14 protein-coding genes are annotated in these 18620 nt (G+C 56.0%); 6 read left to right on the top strand and 8 right to left on the bottom strand.

Annotated features, from left to right (window positions below):
* Positions 1 to 72: 72 nt before the first annotated feature.
* The 3 genes from Q0K09_RS05385 to Q0K09_RS05375 form a co-directional block, all read right to left on the bottom strand.
* Complete coding sequence (locus Q0K09_RS05385; RefSeq protein ID WP_294473841.1) at positions 73 to 1362, bottom strand: plasmid recombination protein; 1290 nt, start codon at positions 1360 to 1362, stop codon at positions 73 to 75.
* 380 nt (positions 1363 to 1742) lie between these two features.
* Positions 1743 to 3134, bottom strand: coding sequence for a phage/plasmid primase, P4 family (locus Q0K09_RS05380; protein WP_294473838.1), 1392 nt, complete (start codon positions 3132 to 3134; stop codon positions 1743 to 1745).
* Positions 3118 to 3729, bottom strand: a complete 612-nt coding sequence (locus tag Q0K09_RS05375; protein ID WP_294473837.1) for a CHC2 zinc finger domain-containing protein — start codon at positions 3727 to 3729, stop codon at positions 3118 to 3120. The genes Q0K09_RS05380 and Q0K09_RS05375 overlap by 17 nt, the downstream gene beginning before the upstream one ends.
* A gap of 221 nt (positions 3730 to 3950) precedes the next feature.
* Here Q0K09_RS05375 and Q0K09_RS05370 point away from each other — a divergent pair, with 221 nt between their 5' ends.
* The 3 genes from Q0K09_RS05370 to Q0K09_RS05360 are packed head-to-tail and all read left to right on the top strand — an operon-like array spanning position 3951 to position 7218.
* Entirely contained in the window at positions 3951 to 5075 is a 1125-nt protein-coding gene (locus Q0K09_RS05370; protein WP_294473834.1) for a DUF6076 domain-containing protein, read from the top strand.
* 1 nt (position 5076) lies between these two features.
* The gene (locus Q0K09_RS05365) at positions 5077 to 6006 is read left to right on the top strand and encodes a hypothetical protein (protein WP_294473831.1); all 930 of its coding nucleotides are present in this window, start codon (positions 5077 to 5079) and stop codon (positions 6004 to 6006) included.
* Positions 6007 to 6042: 36 nt separating this feature from the next.
* Complete coding sequence (locus Q0K09_RS05360; protein ID WP_294473828.1) at positions 6043 to 7218, top strand: hypothetical protein; 1176 nt, start codon at positions 6043 to 6045, stop codon at positions 7216 to 7218.
* Positions 7219 to 7289: 71 nt separating this feature from the next.
* Here Q0K09_RS05360 and Q0K09_RS05355 read toward each other — a convergent pair whose 3' ends face one another.
* The 5 genes from Q0K09_RS05355 to Q0K09_RS05335 all read right to left on the bottom strand — a co-directional run bounded on the left by Q0K09_RS05355 (position 7290) and on the right by Q0K09_RS05335 (position 12872).
* Positions 7290 to 9665, bottom strand: a complete 2376-nt coding sequence (locus Q0K09_RS05355) for a M56 family metallopeptidase (RefSeq protein ID WP_294473826.1) — start codon at positions 9663 to 9665, stop codon at positions 7290 to 7292.
* Positions 9662 to 10033, bottom strand: coding sequence for a BlaI/MecI/CopY family transcriptional regulator (locus Q0K09_RS05350; protein ID WP_294473823.1), 372 nt, complete (start codon positions 10031 to 10033; stop codon positions 9662 to 9664). The genes Q0K09_RS05355 and Q0K09_RS05350 overlap by 4 nt, the downstream gene beginning before the upstream one ends.
* A gap of 133 nt (positions 10034 to 10166) precedes the next feature.
* A complete protein-coding gene (locus Q0K09_RS05345; protein WP_294473820.1) occupies positions 10167 to 10415 on the bottom strand; it encodes a DUF6061 family protein in 249 nt (82 codons plus the stop codon).
* 24 nt (positions 10416 to 10439) lie between these two features.
* The gene (gene rlmD, locus Q0K09_RS05340) at positions 10440 to 12065 is read right to left on the bottom strand and encodes a 23S rRNA (uracil(1939)-C(5))-methyltransferase RlmD (RefSeq protein ID WP_294473818.1); all 1626 of its coding nucleotides are present in this window, start codon (positions 12063 to 12065) and stop codon (positions 10440 to 10442) included.
* A gap of 33 nt (positions 12066 to 12098) precedes the next feature.
* On the bottom strand, positions 12099 to 12872 hold the full coding sequence (locus Q0K09_RS05335; protein ID WP_294473813.1) for a DUF3298 and DUF4163 domain-containing protein: 774 nt from the start codon (positions 12870 to 12872) through the stop codon (positions 12099 to 12101).
* A 259-nt stretch (positions 12873 to 13131) separates the two neighbouring features.
* On the opposite strand from Q0K09_RS05335, the gene secA reads away from it, so the two are divergent.
* From secA to Q0K09_RS05320, 3 genes are all read left to right on the top strand, one after another.
* Positions 13132 to 15894 (top strand): preprotein translocase subunit SecA, encoded by a 2763-nt coding sequence (secA, locus tag Q0K09_RS05330; RefSeq protein ID WP_294473810.1) that lies wholly within the window; start codon positions 13132 to 13134, stop codon positions 15892 to 15894.
* A 244-nt stretch (positions 15895 to 16138) separates the two neighbouring features.
* On the top strand, positions 16139 to 16948 hold the full coding sequence (gene pgeF / locus Q0K09_RS05325) for a peptidoglycan editing factor PgeF (RefSeq protein ID WP_294473807.1): 810 nt from the start codon (positions 16139 to 16141) through the stop codon (positions 16946 to 16948).
* 69 nt (positions 16949 to 17017) lie between these two features.
* Positions 17018 to 18535 (top strand): ABC transporter substrate-binding protein, encoded by a 1518-nt coding sequence (locus tag Q0K09_RS05320; protein ID WP_294473803.1) that lies wholly within the window; start codon positions 17018 to 17020, stop codon positions 18533 to 18535.
* Positions 18536 to 18620: the final 85 nt, after the last annotated feature.

Raw genomic sequence — 18620 nt, 5'->3', positions numbered from 1 at the left:
ATCCACACAGCGGTCAAATGCCGCATTATATTTCGCTTCCTCATAGTATTTCTTCAATAGGCAATCCCTCCATCAAAGTTCCATGTCCTGTCCACGCTTGCGGGCGGGTGTTTTAAGTTCCCTTGTTTCCTTTTCTCTGGCGAGGACGGCAGAAATAAAAGCCCGAACTCTTTCGGATGCGATTTCCAGTGCATCCAGAAAGGGTTGGGCTTTCTGTTTGAGTTCCATATATTTTTCGTTTACCGCTTCATACCGCTGCTTCCAGATGGAAACCGTCTTTTCTGCGGAAGCCAGTTTTTCTTTCAGACGCTTATTGTCGGCATTGGCGATAATGCCGTTGACCGCATAGCGTTTGAGTGTGTCGCATTCATCCGGTGTCAGCGTGATATTGTTTCCGAATGTGGCTTTCTTGCCCATAGCTTCAATATCTTGCACTGTCAGAGCAATTGCCCTTGCTGCCTTGGTTTCCTTTTGCAGAGCTTCCAGTTTCTTTTTCTGCTTTGCTGTGGCAACCTTGGTATCCTCCAAACTCTGCTCAGCCTGTGCCACCTGTCCGGTCACAGCTTCCAGACGCTGCCGTTCAGCCTGTACCTTGAACTGTGTTACCGTCAGATGTTCCTCGGTGCTGCCACGCTCTCCACGCTCCACATCGGTGTAACCGACATTTCGCATAAAATTGAAAAAGTCATCCTGCAACACACTGTAGGACGACTTCAAAATCTTTTTCCCTTTTCCGTTCAACATTGGACTGCCGTCCTCATTAAGAACGGGTTTGGATTCCCATTTCTTACTGCGGCTGACCTGTGTAATGGTTTCCTTTACCGTCCCACGGAGGGATTCATCTTTACACCGCTTCGACCAAAGGATCTGCTTTTCCACCACTGGGATATAAACCACATGGAGGTGATAGTGGTACACATCCTCGCCCAGTGCTTCGGACATTGCCCGGTTACGCTCATCGGCGTGCATCACAGCGGAGAGGATATACTGCTCACCGCCCACGATCTCCACGGCGGCTTTATAGGCATCAGCATAAAACTGCTTTGCAAATTCATAGCCGCCGTGGTTGTAGAAATAAGCGGAGTTCACATCAAACACCAACTCGCCGTATTTGATGGCATCCGGTTTCAGACCTCTGGTGGAGATCACGCCGTCCTGTTCCATCTGCTCAAACATTTTTACATAATCGTCCGTGGGTGCTTTGAAATGAACGTTCAGAGAAGTGCGTTCCGGCACGATGTCCTGATTGCTGTAGCTGTCCTTTTCACGCTCATTGTGTTCCTGTACCTTAGCCACATCTGCCGGGGTTTCCAAGTCCTGATTTCTGGCTACGGTACGGTCTATTCCATCATTTCTTGCCATAGAATTTTTGTCCTTTCTTTGGGATTTGCAGACAGCGGGGGCTACGGAGAGGCACTTTTTCAAAGTGTAATAACCCACTATGACACTTTCATCCATACTGGCTGCAAAGTGCCGTGGGCTCTCCGAGGGCTCCTCCGGAGGGGGTATGCGGTCACTGCGGTGACCTCTGCTGACCAAGGCAAAATGTCTGCGCCTTTTCCCATGGTCAGCCCGTCTGCATGAAGCTGTTCTTCGTTAACTTCCTTTTGCAGCCGGTGTCCACAGACACTTTTTTCAAAAGCCTGTGGACATAGAAACAGCCCGAACGAGAGGATGTGTGCTGTTTCTATAACGAGCGTTTTACGCTCTTTTGCTGCGTACATACGTACCAGCAATGGGATTTACTCGACCTGCCGCCATTCCTCCGGAATGTCCTCCGGTACGTACGTACACGGCGAATCTCCGTAAAACCCATTTATATGAGGTCGTGCAATGGCTTCCACTCCCATGAATCCCCACACCCGCCGTCCGGCAGAGTTGGTGATGTTGTTGCAATGCTCCAGATTGTATTTCTGTGTATTGGCAACCATGGTGTCGCTGAAGCTACGGGCTTTCAGCGGAGCAAGGGAATTTTCCTCGCACCACATCCGATAAATTTCATAGAAATCCTTGGAGCTGATGGACGCATCCGCTTTGCGCCGGATATATCCCTCCGATTCCATGAAATCAAAGATATTGTTGTTGTCACGTTTGACCGCTTCACGGTTTTCACGGATACGGTCACTCTCCGTAAACTTAAAGTTGTTGGCAACGAGCCGCTGCAATCCTTCTAATGCCCACAGGAAGATGCCCTCGGCTTCGTCCTTCATCTTTTCAGCGAGGTCGGGATCGTCGGCTCTGCCAACGGGCTTTTCCTTGGTAGTCAGCACAAGCTGTCTGCGGTAAAAACCGTCGCTGCGGTCATACAGGGCTTGCAGATCGCCGTTGCTGAATGCCAGCAGCCGGGCAAACATCCAGCCCTGATAACTCTGCTTGCCTTTACGTTCCAAATCCATCTTGCCCTGTGCCGTCACGATGGATTTTACATAGTTGGTCTGGCGCAGAGCTTCCATCCGCATATCATCATCCACGCACAGCAGGATGTGTTCCAGATCGGCACGGGCAAAGCGGTTTTCAGAAATCTTGCCGATGCTGCCGTCTTTCATATTCGTACCAAAGACAGCAGAAAGCACAGCTCCAATTTGAGATTTTCCCTCGCCGCCGTTGCCCTTAATGACCATCATGCGCTGTCCCTTGTTGGAGGGAATCAGGCAGTAGCCGATGAACTCCTGCAAGGTGGGGATGTCCTCCGCATGGAGCAGCCCATCCAGAAAGTTCAGCCAGATCACGGGTGCGGGCGCATCGGGATTGTAGGCAACAGGCAGACGGCTCCGCACGATAGCCGGTCTGCCCTCGGTAAATGTCCCGTTCAGCGTTAATGTGCCGTTGGACACATGAATCCGATCCTGCTCCGGTGGGAAGTCAGGCACCTGCGCTTCCAGTTTCAACACTTCCAGAATGTTGGCGATCTTCCGGGGGATATTGTTCACGGCACAGAATTTCAGCTTGTCGTAAATCTCCCCACGCAGAGGGAGATCGTCCGTCACCCGACCATCAGGTGTGAAAAAAGCTCCGTTTGCAAAGATGATTCTGCGCTCATGCAGAAATTCTTCACAAAACAGAGCTTCGTTGATGTTCTGTCCATCAAACCAGACAGGCAGATTCATATCCGGTGTTTTACCTTTCTTCCCCATGGGACAACCCTTCCTTTCGTTTCCGTGCCACATAATCTCGAAGGAAAGCAATCTTGCCCTCCTTCATCAGCTCGTCCACCACGGCAACCCGTTCTTCCAGATCGCCCACTGTCAAAACGTCTGCCAGATATTCGATATAATCAAGCATCTGGCAGGCTTCCACAAAACGGTCATCCAGGGCATCGTCCGGTGTTTTCGGTGCATATCGCACTTTCCAATCTTCCAGCAGATGCAGATAATCCATCAGCACCCGGAAGCACAGCATTTCGTCCTCCCGGAACTGACGGATATAGGGACGTTTGGGCTTGACCATAGCTGCGGCAGTGGGCGGTTTCGGGTCAAGCCCAAAATCCGAAGCCAGCTTTTGTGCTGCTTCATGGCTGCTCAGATCGAACAACCTTGCCACGAAGTCGATCACGTCCCCCTTGGCTCCGCAGCCAAAGCAGAAGAAATATTCCTCGTTCAGCTTCATGCTGGGATGCCTGTCGTTGTGGAACGGGCAGCAAGCCATGCCGTTGCGATTGACTTTCAGCCCGTAGTGTTCGGCGGCTTGCTTTACGCTGATTGCCGCCTTGATGGTTTCATAGATTGTCATAGAAAAACCTCCGTTCATAGTATTCAGAAAGCACGAAACACCCGCCGTGATTGGCAGGTGTTTCGCTCTTTCTACTATGGTTATGCCGGATTTTTCAAAAAACAGGCTAATCGGAGGACAACCCCATTTCAAAAAACAGGACAACTTTCCGCGGGATGTAGATTTCTTCATATTTGCATGGTATAATGAAAGAAATGAAAAAACAGGACAGGAGGGCGAGTATGAATCAAGAACTGATGACATTGGATTTTTGGCAGGATACGGTCATATATGAGGGCAAAACATTTCCTGTCGGCACTCTTGCCTGTGATGCGCTGAATGTTTCGGCAGATACTCTTGCCCAGATGAACGAGCAATGCCAGAAAATCAATCTGCTGCTTGGTATGCTGAACGCAGGACAGGATGCTTCTGCGCTCTTTCCTATGGCAAGGGACGCTGCTCTGGAAATGCTGGATATTCTCAGCAAAACTTCTCCTTTTTCCTACATGGACATTCCAAAACACAGAAAACGGATTGAAAAAGTCTTTACTGCCGACAATGTGCTGAAATATGTGGAGTTTGCTATAAAAGCCGCAGCCAACTCCTTGCAGCTTGAAGAAGTTCCAAAATATGCGGATGCGATGATGCTCCAACGCTATACCGCTGTATTCGGGCATCTGGCATACTCCCTTGGGGAATACCAACAAGCAATGCTTGATTTTGCGGAAAAATCAGACGGCAACGAAGCTGACCGCACCGCAGAGGGCTTTGCAAAGATGTTTGGCAGTTATTTCCCACCGGAGTTCTCTATCATGGAGGGCAATGCTTGGATGTCTGTTGCGAACAACTCTGTTCAGTATGTGGCTACCATCCGTCCCGGCGAGGATGTGGCAAAGCTCGTCAAACGGATGCACTATGTATCGTTCGTGGGAATGTTCCGGTCTGATTTCTTTGAGGGCTTGTGTGTCGGTCATGCTCCAAAGAAGTGCCGGATCTGCGGCAAATGGTTTTTGACTACCAACGCAAGACACACCAAATACTGCGGCGGCTATGCGCCGGGAGATAAGCTGCACCGCACCTGTCGGCAGATCGGCAATCTGAAAGGGCGAGAACAACGGGAGCTTGCGGACGATCATCCACTGAAACAGATTTACGAGAAGCGGCTAAATACCATAAACCGCTATGTGAAGCGTGGTACTCTGGACGCTGATCTTGCAGAGGTTATGAAGAAACTGGCAAAAGATAAGATGCTCCGGGCACTCAGCAATGTTGCCTATGCCAAGGGTGATTATGAAAAAGAGATGGAGCAGGCTGCTTTGAAGAAAGAAGCCAAGACCACAAAACAGACTTATATCGGGGGAATGTGAGATGGGAGAATTTGATTTTACATACAGTGTACCTGCAAATTTTAATAAACGTGTTGTTCAATTTCTTCAGCAATTCGGAAAAGCTCATGTAGCCCAAGCCTTTCAACGGTGCGAATATGAGTATGAAGATCTTGGTCTGGCTTATTATGCAGGGATGAAAGGTGATAACTGGAATAAAAATGCTCTGGATTTCACATTTGAAGGTGCAGAATCTGACATAGCATTACTACAGTCTTTCGATTCCGTACTGCAAGATGCGATAGGGAAGGCGCTCAAGGCAAGCGAATCGGGACTTCTCGTTCGAAAGGTCTACTATTTTGCTTCTGACAGTACAGCCGAATCCACAATGATTCCGCCATCAAACGAGGAACGATTAAATGCTGATATGGCAGCAGCTCAGAGTGTACTCGATGATTTGATACAGGTGGGCGAACGCGTTTGCTTGAACGCTTCGTTCACCGCATCAAGTTCTGAGAACAGCATAAACGACTACTTTAGAGATATGCTTTCTTTTAAGGGATATAACGAAGTAAAAGACCAGACAAGGCATGGCATATCAGCAAGCGGAATGGATGCAGCAGAGGTTGATATACTCTTGACCAAAGCTGGGCGGGAAATTGCTATATTTGAAGGTTTGAAGCTGGACAGTGTATCAACAGTGTACATTGACGCTCATATTGACAAAGCCATTGTCAATTATAATGCACTCGGGACAGCTACTTTCCTTGTTGCATATGTAAACTCTGCGGATTTTGAATCCTTCTGGAAGAGATATTCCGATCATGTGCGGCAGTACGATTTTCCACTCCAGATAAAGCGTCCATTCAATGTGCTACCTTATCCAAATGCGGCTGCTCGGGTTGCGACCCTGATTCTTACACGAGATGGATTTGATTTCCCTGTGTATTTCATCGCTTTTAAGATTAGTTAATGGTTACCATCTGATTCACTTGAAGGGAGGTGCGCTATGCTGAATGATTTTACATGGAATATGACCGGATACATACTGAAACACCCTGTCAATCCGTCTGTTAGCGGCATCATCCCCTATGTGGCAGAGCGCATCTTCCAGTTGGAACCGGAGCCGCCAGCGGTGGACAGTCTGAATGAATATATCCTGTCTGCTCTACACGAAAAGGACTTGAAATATTTTTCGTTCTTCCTCCACTATTATGAACCGCAGCTTAATAAGCGCATCAAAGATTTTCTTGGTGTGGATGGCGGCGATCTGTACGGCACAGAGCGATTTATAGATATAAAGCTGTCCTGCCGGGAGCAAATGCTCCAAAAGCTGATGGACTACGATCCCGCCAAGGGTGCAGAGTATGCTACCTACATTTTCCCGTTTATCCGGGATGCTATGCTCCGTTTCCGCATGGGCGAAGAAAAATGGTCGGTGTCCTCTTTGACCAATTACAAAATGGTGCGGTCAATGGCATGGCTGTACCATAACACCAAGGATGCGGTCAGCGAGTTTTCCAAGAAGTACAACTGCGAGCTTGCCCTTGCGGAAGAATATCTGAAAGTTGTCCGTGGCATCCGCAATCAGCAACCGTTCTATGTAACAGACGAGGATGGCGAGGAAACAGGCGAAGATGTTGCCCTTGACGATAGCTGGAACTATACCGACATCCTCTGGAACGGCATACAAGCAGAAAAGGTGCAGCGGGCATTTGAGAAACTGAATTACCGGGAACAGACCTTGCTTGAAAAGCGTCTTGCGATCTGCATGACCTGTGGGCGTGTCGGCTCATGGAAAGACCGCCCCACCTTTGAAGAACTGGCGGTTTTGTTTGAGGGCAGCACAGCCAGCGGTGCAGAACGAGCCTATCGGAAAGCAGTAGACAAACTGACGGAACTTCTGGTTGCCGAGGATGCAATCCATGCTGTCCGGTTGAAACAGAAATCCAAAACTAAGCGCAAAAAGAAAATCGCCGCCGCAATCTACGAATACCAAGCAGACTGCGACGGCGAATGGGGCGAAATATCATTGGATTTTGAGAACGGCACAGCAGAGATCATCCGGCTTGCTGATTGGGATACCATGAAAACAAATCGCTTTGCGAACAAGGCGATAGCGTATCTTCTGAACTGTGAAAATGAGAAACTGCCAAAGGAAACAATGGTGGCATTTGAACCATAAAAAGAAAAACCGCTACAACATCCATCCCACTTTGGAATGAGAATTGCAGCGGTTTATTTGCTGGGAACTAATTATTCGATATTTGTGATTTCCCAATCATCATTTACCAGATGGGTAAATCCTTGGTTTTCATCTTCATTGGGAATTGATGCAGTCCAGATGATTTCTCCGTTTTCACCAAGGGCAGTTATTGTTAGTCCACGCAGATCAGTGTAACCATCGAGATTTTCGAGCCAGATGCGTTCGCCTTTCTTGAACAGGGAACCATCAGCGTTTTCACATCCACCACTTGAGTTAGGCATTGTAAGCTCGATGCTCTTAACACCTTCTGCACCGATGGTCAGATAATACTTGGCAGGTTCATCTACATTGGAAGAAAAACCTTCAACTTGGAGACAGTCATCTTTGAACACCAAGCGCCCCGATTGAACCAGTTCGTCAGTATTATATTTCCTTTTATCTACATAGAGGTATCCATCAGCTTCATTAAATCTGAGGGTAAAATCGAAATTTCCTCGATCAGACAGCTCATAGCTTGCTCCGTTTGCATAGTCATAGATGATGACACGGTTATCAATCATGCCAGAACCCCAGCTGATTGTAGAACACAATTCGGGCAGACCGTCACCGGAGAGGTCACAGAAGTATGTGTTCCAGATTGGCATCCCGGTATAAAGTGAAGTGCTTTTACTACCCTTAACAGCCAGCATCTCTCCGTAAGACCAACGGAAGGTCACATCCGGAAACTCGGTGAGGTTGATTTCAAGGCTACCGTCCCATTTCATTTCATCAGGGGTTTCAAGGTAATCAAACCATTTGGTTACGGCCGCAGTCGTATCGTTGGGTTTGAAAGCTTCTCCCGTGGAATGGAACCTTTCGCCGTCCTTAACTTTGACATAAACGAAGTTGTTGGAGTCCTGCTCAACAAACACGAGGTCATTACCGTCACATCGGAAATGGTTCACCAGCCCATAGCCGCCGTGCCCATCATCGGTCAGGATAATGCTGTCTCCATTCTGTTCCCAAGCGCCAATTCCAATATAGCTGCTGGCCATTCCTTCGTAATAGGTGAAGGTGCCATCATTATAGAGGGTGATCGTAAAGTTGCCCATGAATCCTTCGCCTTCGTAGAGATAGGTTTTTCCTGCAACCGCATTATCAGCAGAAGAAACATCTCCTCCTGCACAGATTCTACTTAAATAATCTTGGAATTCCTCATCGGATACCACATATCGTTCTTCGTTCCACTCGATATCTACCATATCATTGTCGGAGAGAGAATAACCGTTTATCCGGATATACGTGCCATCCTCCAGGAGTGCGCTGATTTGATATCCCGGTGTGAATCCACCATATTCATCGCTCTTCTTCGTGTTCTTGACCCCGGCCAGCCGAGAACTCAACTCACTAATCTGTGCGGGATTCATTTCAATAGCCACCGCGTCATCCGCATTTCGCATATCAAAATGATTTGCGGAAACGATGGTGTGTGTTGCTTCATCGAATTGGAATCCCATCGGGTTGGTCAAAAAGCAGACCGCAACGATCACACAGGCAATGACTGCCAGAATAATAATCCAGAACGCAGGTTTCTTATAATTCATCACAGACTTCACACGATCTTTAACACCAACTTCACCAAAGGCAAGTGGGCAGGCCGCAATCATGCGACGGTTGACGCTGCAGACCACAAGAGCCTGTGCATAGTCGGCTCTCTGTTCGTTGTCGAGTTCCTTGATAACCTTTTCGTCACAGGCAAGTTCAATATCTCTACACAGCAGCACATAGGCAAGCCACATCAGCGGATTAAACCAATGGATTGTCAGTAGGAGGAAACCCAGCGGCTTCCACCAGTGGTCTCTGCGGCGAATGTGCGCCTGCTCATGGGAAACCACATGGCTCAGATCCTGCCCATCCATGTGGTAGGGCAAATAAATCTTCGGCTTAATGATACCCAGCACAAAGGGTGATGCGACATTCTCACTTTGATAGATGTTATCCCGGAGGATGACCGCTTCGCTGACTTTGCAGCGCAGACGCCAATAGCTGACTGCGGTATACAGGAGAAGTGCGGCAACACCGACCGCCCAGACGATACTCAAAATTGGAATCCAGATTTGAAGCGGATTTGCGCTGGCGCCCGGAGCAGAGGCAAGTGAACTGCCGATCACCGGATTGATAACGTTGTTGATGGCCGCAACTCCCGTCTGGACAGAAGGCACAGTATCCATCATGATACCCGGACTGATTGTCTCTGCGCTGGGGATCAGGCTCAGCGCACTCTCTATGGAGAACGGGAAAGCCAGCCGCACTGCTACGATGCCCCAGAGCAGAACATTGACCCACTTGGGAGCCTTCTTCAAAACAAGCCTGAGTATCAGCACAGCCAGGATAAGCCAGCTTGCAGATATGCTCATGTTGATAATTTTCAAAAAGAGTTCGTTCATTGTGAACCTCCTTTCCTGATGCGGTCGATCATGCGCTGTACCTCATCAAGCTCATCTTCGGACATAGCCTGATGCTTTGTAAAAGCAGCGATAAAGGCAGGCAGAGAACCCTCGAATTTCTTCTCAACCAGTTCATCGATCTCACACGCCTGGGCTTCATCTTTGGAAACGAGAGAAGTAACAGTGCCATTGTCATTCTTCAGCACACCACGCTCTCCAAGACGCTTGATAACGGTATAAGTCGTAGTCCTTTTCCATCCGAGTTGATCCTGACACAGCTTTACAAGCTTGACAGCAGTAACCGGCTCATGCTCCCACATAATCAAACAAAAACGATATTCACTTTCGTGAATCTTCGGAAAATCCATATTCACGCCCTCCTTGTCTACACTATTAGACTTCACACATAGTCTACCACATTAGACAGCCAAAATCAATAGAGTTCATAGAAAAGATACAAAAAAATTGCCCGCAGAATTTCTCCCACGGGCAAAGTGTTGGTTAGCTATCAAGCGGTTTGTATTCAGTTGCAGTTTTCAAATAGGTTTCGGGATCACCGTTCAGTATCAAATCAGCATATCCAATCGGATCATTGTAGATCAGATAGTCCAGTTCTGACCGCTGATACATGTTGTCAGCAACTTCATTCTCCACGGCGATGGTATCAATGGCAATCATGCTGCCACTTGCAAATTTCAGTTCCACACAAGCGGTATCCATGTTGAACTCACAAGAAATCAATCTATCCATAAGAAACCTCCATACTGCGGGATGTTAGATCATCCCAAAATATTTGAACGCTTCTCGGATTGCTTTCTCTTTTTCCGGCGGACACTGTGGCTGTCTGGAATCCTCGGATTTCGGCAGATTGTAATTCTTGCCAACTTCAATCCCACATTTCCGCTTAATCTGTGAGATATAGAGGTTGGACACCTTTAACCCGGAATGCTCCAAAACATACGCCTTAATCTGCGGATAGGTTGCTCCATCTTGGAACTCCGACATATCCATATCTTCCAAAGAGAACTCAACCCGAATCTTTTTCGAGTCGACCTCGCCCTTGGAAAGCAAGACAACCGTCTCCACATGTGCGGTTCTGGGGAACATGTCCACGGCCAGGGCCTGTTTGGGGCGGTAGCCCTGGGCGGCGAAGCGGGAGAGGTCCCGGGCCAGGGTGGCGGGGTCACAGGAGACATAGACCACCCGCTCCGGGGCCATCTGGACCACCGAGGCGATGACCTCCGGGGCCAGGCCCTTCCGGGGCGGGTCCACGCAGACCACATCAGGCCGCAGGCCCTCCGCCGCGAAACGGCGGGCGGCCTCGGCGGCGTCTCCGCAGAAAAACCCGGCGTTGTCAATCCCGTTGCGCCGGGCGTTGGCCCGGGCGTCCTCCACAGCGGCAGGGACGATCTCAGCCCCCACCACCCGGCCCGCCTGCCGGGCCATCACCAGCGAGATGGTCCCAATCCCGCAGTAGAGGTCCAGCACCGTCTCCCGGCCCGTGAGACCGGAGAGCTCCACCGCCTTCTGATAGAGGACCTCGCACTGCTCCCGGTTCACTTGGAAGAAGGAGGGCACCGAGATGCGGAAGGTGAGGCCGCAGAGGGTGTCGTCCAGAAAGTCCTCCCCCCACAATGTCCGATACGTCTGTCCCAGCACCACGTTGGTCCGCTCTCTGTTCACCGACAGCACCACCCCGGTGAGCTGAGGGGCGGCGGCGCGCAGGGCCTCCACCAGCGCCCCCTCGTGGGGGAGGGCCTCCCCGTTGACCACCAGGCAGCACAGAACCCCGGTCTGGGAAAAGCGCAGGAAGAGGTGCCGCAGAAGCCCCCGGTGGGCCCCCTCCTCATAGGCCGGGACGTGGCAGGCCCCCATCCACGCCCGCAGGGCACCCGCCAGGGCGGAGGCCGTCTCCGGCTGGAGCAGACAGTCGGCCACGTCCACCACGTCGTGGCTCCGGGCCCGGAAGAAGCCGATCTTCGGCCTCTCTGGGCCGGGGGCAATGGGGAGCTGAACCTTATTTCGATAACGTTCCGTATTTTTCGCTCCTAAAATGACAGGAACTGCCAGGTCCAGCCCGCCGATGCGGCGGAAGGCGTCCTCCACCCGCCGACGCTTGGCCTCCAGTTCGGCGGCGTAGGTCATGTGCCGGAACTGGCAGCCCCCGCACTTGGGGTAGCTGGGGCAGTCGGGGGCCGCCCGGTCCGGGGAGGGGACAGGGACCCGGAGAACCTTCCCCCAGATGGCCGAGCGGCCCACCTTTAAGATTTGCACGTCGCAGACCTCCCCCGGCAGGCCCCCGGGCACAAAGACCACCTGGCCCTCCAGATGGGCGATGCCCTCGCCGTTGAGGCCGATGGACTCGATGGTCAGGGGGAGAACGTCATTTTTTCTGGGCACGGTGCGTCACCTCTCGGGTCAGAATGGGAGCGCTCAGAGCTCCAGGGTCAGCAGGTCCTGGAGGCTGTCATAGGGGACGGAGAACTCCAGCAGGCCAGCGGCGTAGGGCGCCAGGGTGTCTGGCTGGAAGTAGAAGACAAAGCCCTCCTCCGTCAGGTAGAAGTAGGCGTCGTTGAACTCCGCCTCCAGGGCCTGGCGGGTGAAGCCAGCGTCCTGGCCGGCCTCCGACAGGGTGTCCAGGATGCGGCTCCGGGCGGCGGTGGGATCGGTGAAAAAGCTGTCCAGGGCCAGCTGCTTCCCAGTGGCGAGGTCAAAGGTCTCGGAAAACTGGTAGTTGGCGGGGTGGGCCGCCCCGGTCACCGAGTTGGCGTAGTAGCTGCGCACCAGGCTGGCCAGGGTGTCGGTCTGGAGGGAGACCCGGTAGCTGTGGGCCTCCCCGTAGGGCAGGAAATCCTCCCCCAGGTCCCGGGCCACGCCGTAGTCCCCGGCGGCGTAGACCGCCAGCTCCCGGGCGTTCTCCAGGTAGGCGGCCCCCTCGGCGGCGTAGTAGTCGTGGATGGCCGTCCAGGCGGGGTTCTGGCTGTAATTTTGAATGTCGGGGAAGATATAGTCCACCGACATCACCACCGTGCCGTCCGCGGCGGTGAAGTCCTGGGAGAAGTCCTGGTCTGTCCAGGTGAGCGCCTCCGGGGCCGGGGTGGTCTCCACCGGGGTAGGGGAGGGGGTGTTCTCCGCCGGGGCAGGGGCGCAGGCGGTTAGGGCCAGGGCCAGCAGCAGGCCGGGCAGGAGGATCTTTTTCAGTTTCATAGAGGGCTCCTTTCAGCGCATTGGTGTGGCGCGGTTGCGCTGGTACCACTATACCATGCTCCGGCGGCGGCGTAAAGTGGGAGCGGGAGAAAAACCGGCCCTGGCCGGAACCGCCTCCGTGCCCAGCCGGCGGCTGAGCGTGACGGAAGGGGGCTCCCGGCACAAGCGCGGTTTGTTCACAATTTTCTCTTTTTTCTTCCGGCCGGGTATGATATACTAAGCTGATTTCAGAACCAAAGGATAAGAGGTGCTAAGATACATGGGTCTGTTGAAAAAGCTCTTCGGGACTACCTCGGAGCGGGAGGTCAAGGCCATCACTCCCATTGTCGATAAAATCGAGGCCCTGGACGGGACGTACTCCGCCCTGACGGACGAACAGCTCCAGGCCAAAACCCAGGAGTTCAAGGACCGCTACCAGGGCGGAGAGTGCCTGGACGATCTGCTGCCCGAGGCCTTCGCCGCCTGCCGGGAGGCCGCCTGGCGGGTGCTGGGCATGAAGCCCTACCGGGTACAGCTCATTGGCGGCATCATCCTCCACCAGGGCCGCATCGCCGAGATGAAGACCGGCGAGGGAAAGACTCTGGTGGCCACCCTTCCCGCCTACCTCAACGCCCTCACCGGCCGGGGGGTCCATATCGTCACCGTCAACGACTACCTGGCCAAGCGCGACAGCGAGTGGATGGGCAAGGTCTACCGTTTCATGGGCCTCACCGTGGGCCTGGTCATCCACGGCGTCACAGGGCCGGACAAGCACCGGGCCTACGACGCCGACATCACCTATGGCACCAACAACGAGTTTGGCTTCGACTACCTCCGGGACAACATGGCCATCTACAAGCAGGAGATGGTCCAGCGGGGCCACGCCTTCGCCATTGTGGACGAGGTGGACTCCATCCTCATCGACGAGGCCCGGACCCCCCTCATTATTTCCGGCCAGGGGGAGGAGTCCACCCAGCTCTATGTCATCGTGGACAACTTCGTCTCCCGCCTCAAGTGCAAGGTGGTGGCCAGCGTGGACACCAAGGAGGAGGAGGACCCCAACGAGGACGCCGACTATATCGTGGACGAGAAGGCCCGCACCGTCACCCTCACCGCCAACGGCATCGCCAAGGCGGAGAAGGCCTTCAACCTGGAGAACCTGGCCGACCCGGAGAACACCACCCTCTCCCACCACATCAACCAGGCCATCCGGGCCCGGGGTCTGATGAAGCGGGACATCGACTATGTGGTCAAGGACGGCGAGGTCATCATCGTGGACGAGTTTACCGGCCGGCTGATGCTGGGCAGGCGGTACTCCGAGGGCCTCCACCAGGCCATCGAGGCCAAGGAGCACGTCAACGTGGCCCGGGAGTCCAAGACCCTGGCCACCATCACCTTCCAGAACTACTTCCGCCTCTACGACAAACTCTCCGGCATGACGGGCACCGCCATGACCGAGGAAGACGAGTTCAACGGAACTTATTCCCTGGACGTGGTGGAGATCCCCACCAACAAGCCTCTGGCCCGCATCGACCACCACGATGTGGTCTACAAGACCGAGGCGGGCAAATACCGGGCCATCATCCGGCAGATTGAGGAATGCCACCAGAAGGGCCAGCCCGTGCTGGTGGGCACCATCTCCATCGAGAAGTCGGAGCTGCTCTCCCATATGCTGAAAAAGGAGGGCATCCCCCACAGCGTCCTCAACGCCAAGAACCACGAGAAGGAGGCCGAGATTGTGGCCCAGGCCGGCAAGCTGGGGGCGGTCACCGTGGCCACCAACATGGCCGGCCGCGGCACCGACATCATGCTGGGGGGCAACGCCGAGTATCTGGCCCGGAACGACCTGCGGAAGGCCGGCATGAGCGATGAGCTCATCGCCGAGGCCACCGGCTTTGCCGAGACCGACAATCAGGAGATCCTGGAGGCCCGGAAGATGTTCTCCCAGGCCGAGGAGAAGTACAAGGCCCAGATCAAGCCCGAGGCCGACAAGGTCCGGGAGGTGGGGGGGCTCTTCATTCTGGGCACCGAGCGCCACGAGTCCCGCCGCATTGACAATCAGCTCCGGGGCCGGGCCGGCCGCCAGGGGGACCCCGGCGAGAGCCGTTTCTTCCTCTCTCTGGAGGACGACATCATGCGCCTCTTCGGCTCCGAGCGGGTCATGGGCATGATGGACCGGCTGGGAGTAGACGAGGACACCCCCATTGAGCAGAAGATGCTCACCAACGCCATTGAGTCGGCCCAGAAGCAGGTGGAGTCCAAGAACTTCCAGCAGCGCAAGAATGTGCTGGAATACGACGATGTAATGAACACCCAGCGGGAGGTTATCTACAAGCAGCGCCGGCAGGTTCTGGACGGCGAGGACATGAAGGCCAGCATGGAGAACATGATCCGCACCACCATCCACAACGCCATTGGCGGGCACATGGGGGAGCGCAAGCACATGGACGCCGAGTCCTTTCGGGAGGCGGCGGCGCTCTTCCGGGGCGTCTTCCTGGGCCCTGACGAGCTCAAGCTCACCGACGAGGAACTCCAGGGCTATGACCAGGAGGGCCTGTGCGCCCTGGTGGAGGAGCGGGCCTTTGACGTCTACCGGAAGAAGGAGGAGGCGCTGGGCGAGCCCCTGATGCGGGAGCTGGAGCGGGTGATGATGCTCCGGGTGGTAGACGAGTACTGGATGGACCACCTGGACAACATGACGGAGCTGCGTCGGGGCATTGTGCTGCGGGCCTACGGCCAGGAGGACCCGGTGGTGGCCTACAAGCGCGAGGGCTACGAGATGTTCGAGGAGATGATCGCCGCCATCCAGGAGGAGACGGTGCGCCGGGTCTTTGTGGTTCAGGTCCGGGTGAACAACGGCCAAGGCGCGGTGGAGCGCAAGCGGGTGGCGAAGGTCACCAGCACCTCCGGCGGCGGGGACGGCAGCGTCAAGCAGCAGCCCACCGTCCACAAGGGCCAGAAAATTGGCCGCAACGACCCCTGCCCCTGCGGCAGCGGCCTCAAGTGGAAGAAGTGCACCTGTAAGGAGTACCACCCGGACTGACCCCGGATTCCATCCGGTCTGTGGGTTCCGGCGGCCCGCCGGAACCCGCTCCAGTTGAGAGCCGTGACCCGCAGGGCAGGACCCCAGAACGGGTAACCCCCTCAGTCTGCGGCGTCGCCGCAGCCAGCTCCCCCAGAGGGGGATCCAAGAAGGAGGCGGCGGGGGAGCCGCCCCCCTTCCGGCGGGCCGCCGGACCGTCAAGGGAACCTTGCCCCCGGAGGGGGCGGGGACAGGGAGAACTGCCATGGAGATCACAGACCGCATCCAAAACGGCGTCACCTATCTGGCCGCCGGCAGCTTTGATCGCGCCGGAGGCGTGGTCCACGGGTTTTCCACCCGGCTGGGCGGGGTGAGCACCGGCATCTACGCGAGTATGGACCTGGGCACCACCCGGGGCGACAACCCTGAGCACGTCCGGGAGAATTTCCGCCGCTTTTTCGCCGCCATCGGGGCCGATCCGGCCCGGATCGCCATGTCCAACCAGATCCACAGCGACCGGGTCCGGCCAGTCACCGCCGCCGATATCAAACGGGACCTCTACGACCCGGAGCCCTACGAGGTGGACGGGCTGGTCACAGACCTCCCTGGGGTGGCCCTGGTGATTTTTTCCGCCGACTGCCTGCCCGTCCTCTTCTACGACCCGTTGCGCCGTGTGGCCGCCGCCGCCCACGCCGGCTGGCGGGGGACCGCCTCCGGCATTGTGGAGCGGGTGGTGGAGAAAATGGCCTTCTACGGCTCCCGGCCGGAGGACATCCTGGCCGCCATCGGGCCGGGCATCTCCCGGTGCTGCTTCGAGACCCACGAGGACGTGCCCAACGCCATGACCGCCGCCCTTGGGGTCCAGGCCGCCCCCTTTCTCACCCCCATCCAGAACGGCAAGTTCCAGGTGGACCTGAAGGGCATCAACGCCATGCGCCTGGCGCGTGTGGGGCTCCTGCCGGAGCACATCGCCGTCTCTGAAGACTGCACCGCCTGCCGGCCGGACAAGTATTGGTCCCACCGGGTCACCCAGGGGGCCCGGGGGAGCCAGGCCGCCGTCATCCAGATGCTGTGACCGCAGTAAGAGGGGAGAGCGGGCAGCTCCCGCGCTGTCCGCTCCCGGCCCGCGAAAGGGGGAACGAATATGCGCCTTAGGAGGCTGTGGGGCCTGCTGCTGGCGGGGCTTTTGCTCCTGGCCGGCTGTGCTGCGCCGGAGGCCGGGGAGACCCAGACCCCTCCCGCCCCCTCTCCCTCCCAGGAGGTCCAGTCCCGGGTCTTCACCCTGGCCCGGACCCAGGAGAGCCTTCACCCCATCCTCAGCACCGACCGGGTGAACCTGGCCCTGACCGGACTGCTGTCGGAGGGCCTTTTTGAGCTGGACCAGAGCTTCCAGCCCCAGAATGTGCTGTGCCAGAGTTATCAGGTCAGTGAAGACGGCCTCACCTGGACCTTCGCCCTTCGGGCCGGGGTCACCTTCTCCGACGGCTCGGCCCTCACCGCCGGGGACGCGGCGGCCTCCCTGGAGCTGGCCCGGACCTCCGACCGGTTCTCTGGACGGCTGGCGGGCGTCCGGCAGGTGACGGCGGGGGAGGGGACGGTCACCGTCACCCTCTCCGCCCCCAACGGGGCCCTGCCGGCCCTGCTGGACATCCCCATTGTCAAGGAGGGGGGCGGGGCCGTCCCCCTGGGCACCGGCCCCTACGTCCTGGACCCCAGCGGGGAGGTCCTCACCGCCCGCGCCGACTGGTGGCGGGGCGGGGCCCTGCCGGCGGAGTCCATCCCCCTGGTGACCATCCGGGCCGCCGACGACCTGATCTACACCTTTGACATCGGGGACCTCTCCCTGGTCACCGCCGACCTCACCGGCACCGGGGCCCTGGGCTTCGCCGGGGACCACGAGGTCTGGGACTGCCCCTCCACCACCATGATCTATATCGGCTATAACTGCGCCCAGGGGCCCTGCGCCGGCGCCGCCCTCCGCCGGGCCCTGGACCGGGCCTGGGACCGGAGCACCGTGGCGGCGGCCCTCTTCTCCCGCCATGCCCAGGCGGCCGTCCTGCCGGTCCACCCCGCCTCCCCCCTCTACGACGGGGAGATGGACCAGCGGCGGGGCTACTCCCCCCAGGTCCTGGAGGAGCTGCTGGTCCAGGCGGGCTGTGTCCGGGGCCAGGAGGGGAACTGGACCCAGAACGGCAGCCCCCTGGCCCTCACCTTCCTGGTGAACACCGACAACACCTTCCGGCTGTCGGCGGCGGAGTACCTAGCCGAGGAGCTCACCCGGGCTGGGATTTCGGTGGACCTGCAAAAGCTCCCCTGGAATGACTACCTCCAAGCCCTGGAGCGGGGGAACTTCGACCTCTACCTGGGGGCCACCACCCTCTCCGCCGACTTTGACCCCGCCCCCCTGCTCACCGGGGACTTAAACTACGGCGGATATGTCAATTTCCAGACCAGCGCCCTGCTGGGGGCCTATCAGGGGGCCTCCGGGGAGGCGCGGACCAGCGCCGCCTCCGCCCTCTGGGCCGCCCTGGAAACCGAGGTCCCCTTCTCCACCCTCTGCTTTACCAACCAGTCGGTGCTCACCCAGCGGGGGGCGGCCAGCGGCCTCACCCCCACCCAGCAAAACCCCTTCTATAACATTGGGAGCTGGAGCATCCCGTAGGGCTTGTTTGAAAAATGTCAACATGCCCAACCGGCGGGGCTTTTGTCCCCTGGACGGCGCAATTTTTCCTTGAAATCCGCCAGGA

Source organism: uncultured Intestinimonas sp., from assembly GCF_944387725.1.
Taxonomy (GTDB): Bacteria; Bacillota; Clostridia; order Oscillospirales; family Oscillospiraceae; genus Intestinimonas.
This window is presented reverse-complemented; position numbering and strand designations above follow the sequence as displayed.